Source organism: Streptomyces sp. RP5T (assembly GCF_003933965.1).
Classification (GTDB): domain Bacteria; phylum Actinomycetota; class Actinomycetes; order Streptomycetales; family Streptomycetaceae; genus Streptomyces.
Map to the genome: position 1 here is coordinate 1 of NZ_RSAJ01000708.1, position 3,893 is coordinate 3,893.

Sequence of the window (3,893 nt, forward strand, 5' to 3'; positions counted from 1 at the left end):
GGCATCGAGGGATGGGGGGCGAGCGGAGGCTCACGCCCAGAGCGGCGAACTCGTGAGCGGCCGCCGCGGTACGTACGGTGCGGCGCGCCCTCGATCATCTTCGTAAGGTTCGCCAGCAATGCCGAATGTTTCGGCTGCTCGGAGACGTCCGGCGAGGGTGGATGCCGGGTGACGTGGCCATCGGAGGTTACCGCCTTTCCTCCTCCCGGGACCGGTGTGCTGCGGGCTGATCCGGTCCGGGGCAACTGCCGTACGGGCGGAGCGACTTCCTTCAGTCCTACACCCGGTCCGTGCCCGGCGTGGAGCGGTCGTCACGAGGCGCTCGTGCCTCGACGTCCTGTCGCCGTCGGGAGTTCCGCAGGGCGCCTCGCTGCGGTGCCGCACGTCGCACCTGCGCACCGCGGACGGTCCGGGTCGCCCGAGGCGGGTCCCCTCGGGACGAGTTGCGGGCTCCGTCCCCGAACAATCCCCGAACATTCCCCGTGCACAAGGGGTTGCCACCGTTTGGCAGCTGTCTCTAGGGTGCGGCAGCAGCGAAGCTTTCTGGATCAATCCCGAAACTTTCGGAACCGCAGGACGGACAAGGACGGCTCCGTCCCGTACCCAAGGAGCGCAACATGGGCGACCCGGCACTGTCCCGCCGTGGTTTTCTGGCGGCGTCCGCCGCGGCCGGTCTGGGCATGACGGCACTGACCGGATGTGGCGGCGACTCGGACGGAGGATCGTCCGACGGGACGACCACGGTGGAGTGGTGGAACATCTCCACCACCGAGCCGGCGAAGAGTGTCTGGGCCGGCCTCGCCAAGAAGTTCGAGGCGCAGAACCCCAAGGTGAAGATAAAGATCGTTCAGCTGGAGAACGACGCCTACAAGTCGAAGATGACGGCGCTGACCGCCTCCGGGAAGCTCCCCGACATCTTCCACACCTGGGGCGGTGGCGTTCTCAAGCAGCAGGTCGACGCGGGCCTCGTCGAGGACCTGACCGACCGGACCAAGCCGTGGGCCGACGGACTGCTGAAGGTCACCAAGGAGCCGTACATCCTCGACGACAAGGTCTACGGCATTCCGTTCGACATGGGCATGATCGGCTTCTGGTACAACAAGAAGCTCTTCAAGCAGGCCGGTGTCAGCGAACCCCCCACCACCTGGGGCGGTTTCCTGGAGGCCGTGAGCAAGCTGAAGGCGAAGAACATCACGCCCATCGCGCTCGCCGGCAAGGAGAAGTGGCCCGGCATGTACTACTGGGCCTACCTCGCGATGCGGACCGCCGGCATCGCCGCCCTCCAGAAGGCCAGCGAGGACAAGGACTTCACCGGTGCCGGGTTCGTCGAGGCCGGCCGGCACCTCAAGGAACTCGTGGACCTCCAGCCCTTCCAGAAGGGCTTCCTCAACGCCGCCTACTCCACCCCCACCGGCCAGGCGGCCGCCGTCGGCAACGGCAAGGCGGCCATGGAGCTCATGGGCCAGTGGGCCCCGTCCGTGCAGGCCGACTCCGGCAAGGGGCTCGGCGACGACCTCGGCTTCTTCCCGTTCCCAGCGGTCGAGGGCGGCAAGGGCGCCATCACCGAGGTGTTCGGCGGTGGCGGCGGACACGCGCTGCGCCGGGGTGCCCCGCAGGCAGCCGTCGACTTCCTGAAGTTCTTCGCCTCCGAGGCCACCGAACTGGAACTGGTCAAGAAGACCAGCATCCTTCCCGTGCTCCCGAACGCGGAGAAGGCCATGACGGACCCCAACCTCAAGCTCGTCCAAGCCCAGTTGAAGGCCGCGACCGGCTTCCAGCTCTACCTCGACCAGGCGTACGCGCCCGCCGTCGGCCAGGAGGTCAACGACAGCGTGGCCGCGCTGATCGCCGGCTCCAAGTCCCCCGAGCAGGTTGCCCAGTCGATCACGCAGACGGCGAAGGAAGAGCAGTAGCCCGCGATGACCTCCACGTTCCTCGCAGACAAGCGGAGCGGTCCGGGCACCGATCTCCCGCCCCCGGAATCAGTCAGGGTCCGGGGGCGGGGACGCCGGCGCGTAGTGCACTGGCTCACCGCCGTGAGCTTCCAGCTGCCCGCCCTGGTGCTGTTCATCGGCATGGTCCTGCTGCCGATGCTGTTCGCGCTGTACGCGGCCTTCTTCCGCTGGGGCGGCTTCGGCATGCCCTCCGACTACGTCGGCACGGACAACTTCACCGACCTGTTCGACAACCCGGTCTTCCTCGGCGACCTGTGGCGCTGCCTGCTCCTGGTCGTGCTCTCCCTCGCGCTCCAGCTGCCGTTCGCGCTCGCCATGGCGGTCCTGCTCAACCAGAGGCTGCGCGGCCGGGCCGTCTACCGGATGCTGTTCTTCGCGCCCTACGTCCTGTCCGAGGCCATCACGGGCGTGCTCTTCAGCATGGTCTTCGCCCCGGACGACGGACTCGCGGACCACGTGCTCGGCGCGGTCGGGCTCGACGGCCTGGGCGGGCTGTGGTTCGCCGACCCGTCGTACGTCATGGCGACGCTCTTCCTCGTCATGACCTGGAAGTACTTCGGCTTCCACATGATGCTCTACCTGGCCGGACTCCAGTCGATTCCGCGGGAGTTGACCGAGGCGGCGCTCATCGACGGCGCCAGTGCCTGGCAGCGGTTCCGCAACGTCACCCTGCCGCTGCTCGCGCCCACCCTGCGCATCAGCGTCTTCCTGTCCGTCATCGGAGCCATCCAGCTCTTCGACCTGGTCTGGGTGATCACCCAGGGCGGGCCCGACCACCACTCCGAGACGATGGCCGTGACCATGTTCCAGTACGGCTTCAAGCGCTACCAGATCGGCTACGCCAGCGCGATCACCGTGGTCATGTTCGGCATCTGCCTCGTCTTCGCCCTCGCCTACCAGCGGTTCGTGCTCCGCCGCGACCTCGAAGGGGCCACCACGACGATGAGGGGGGACGGCAAGTGACCAGCCGTACAAGGGGCGTTCGGACCCTGCCGCTGCACGTGATCCTCGTGTCCGTCGGCGCGGTGATGGTCGTACCGCTGGTGTACGCCGTCCTGTCCGGGTTCAAGTCCACCGACGAGCTCTCCAGCAACCCCTTCGGTCTGCCCGAGCACTGGCTGACCAGCAACTACACGGACATCCTCGGCGGCGGCGACTTCTGGCGGCTGCTCGGCAGCAGCACGCTCATCGCGGTCGGTACGACGGTGTTGGTGGTCGCCCTGTCCGCGCTCGCCGCGTTCTCCTTCGCCCGGTTCGCCTTCCGCGGGCGGGAGGCGCTGTTCACCCTCTTCACGATGGGGCTGATGTTCCCCTTCGCGGTGGCGGTGCTCCCGCTGTTCCTGCTGCTGCGCTCGCTCGGGCTGCTGGACAACCCGCTGGGCGTCATCCTGCCGCAGGCCGCCTTCGGCCTGCCGATGACGATCATCATCCTGCGGGCCTTCTTCCGGGAGATCCCCGGCGAGCTGGAGGAGGCGGCCACCCTCGACGGGTGCAGCTCCTTCGGCTTCTTCTGGCGGGTGCTGCTGCCGATGGCGCGGCCCGCGCTCGGCACGGTCTCGGTGCTCGCCCTCGTCACCAGCTGGAACAACTTCATGCTGCCGCTGCTGGTGTTCACCGACAACACGTGGTGGACGCTGCCCGTCGGGGTGCAGCAGTTCCAGGGGCAGTACTCCGCGGAGTACGCCCGGGTCTTCGCCTATCTCGTCCTGGCGATGGTTCCCGCCCTCGCCTTCTACTCGGTCGCCGAGCGTCAGCTCGTCGGCGGCCTCACGGCCGGTGCCACGAAGGGCTGACACCGGCGTCCGCAGAGAAAGTACGGCTCACCCACCCCCGCACGTGAGGAGTCGCCCCATGCGCAGAAAACGTCTCAGACTCGTCGGAGTCCTGGCCGCGGCCCTGGTGGTCACCGGGCTCGGCGCCCCCGCCCAGGCCCACGGC

Annotated in this window: 3 protein-coding genes; all 3 read left to right on the forward strand. The window is 68.0% G+C overall.

Translation table 11 applies throughout. The features are described from left to right. Positions 1 to 617 precede the first annotated feature (617 nt). The 3 genes from EHS43_RS39585 to EHS43_RS39595 are packed head-to-tail and all read left to right on the forward strand — an operon-like array spanning position 618 to position 3,748. On the forward strand, positions 618 to 1,913 hold the full coding sequence (locus tag EHS43_RS39585; RefSeq protein WP_125195400.1) for an extracellular solute-binding protein: 1,296 nt from the start codon (positions 618 to 620) through the stop codon (positions 1,911 to 1,913). Between the two features lie 6 nt (positions 1,914 to 1,919). Then, entirely contained in the window at positions 1,920 to 2,918 is a 999-nt protein-coding gene (locus tag EHS43_RS39590; protein ID WP_125195401.1) for a carbohydrate ABC transporter permease, read from the forward strand. Next, entirely contained in the window at positions 2,915 to 3,748 is an 834-nt protein-coding gene (locus EHS43_RS39595; protein WP_125195402.1) for a carbohydrate ABC transporter permease, read from the forward strand. Before EHS43_RS39590 ends, EHS43_RS39595 begins: the two co-directional genes overlap by 4 nt. Positions 3,749 to 3,893 lie beyond the last annotated feature (145 nt).

What these genes read in the sequence shown, in the direction of transcription:
- EHS43_RS39585 (WP_125195400.1), top strand. Translation starts at nt 618, where the DNA reads ATGGGCGACCCGGCACTGTCCCGCCGTGGTTTTCTGGCGGCGTCCGCC.
- EHS43_RS39590 (WP_125195401.1), top strand. Translation starts at nt 1,920, where the DNA reads ATGACCTCCACGTTCCTCGCAGACAAGCGGAGCGGTCCGGGCACCGAT.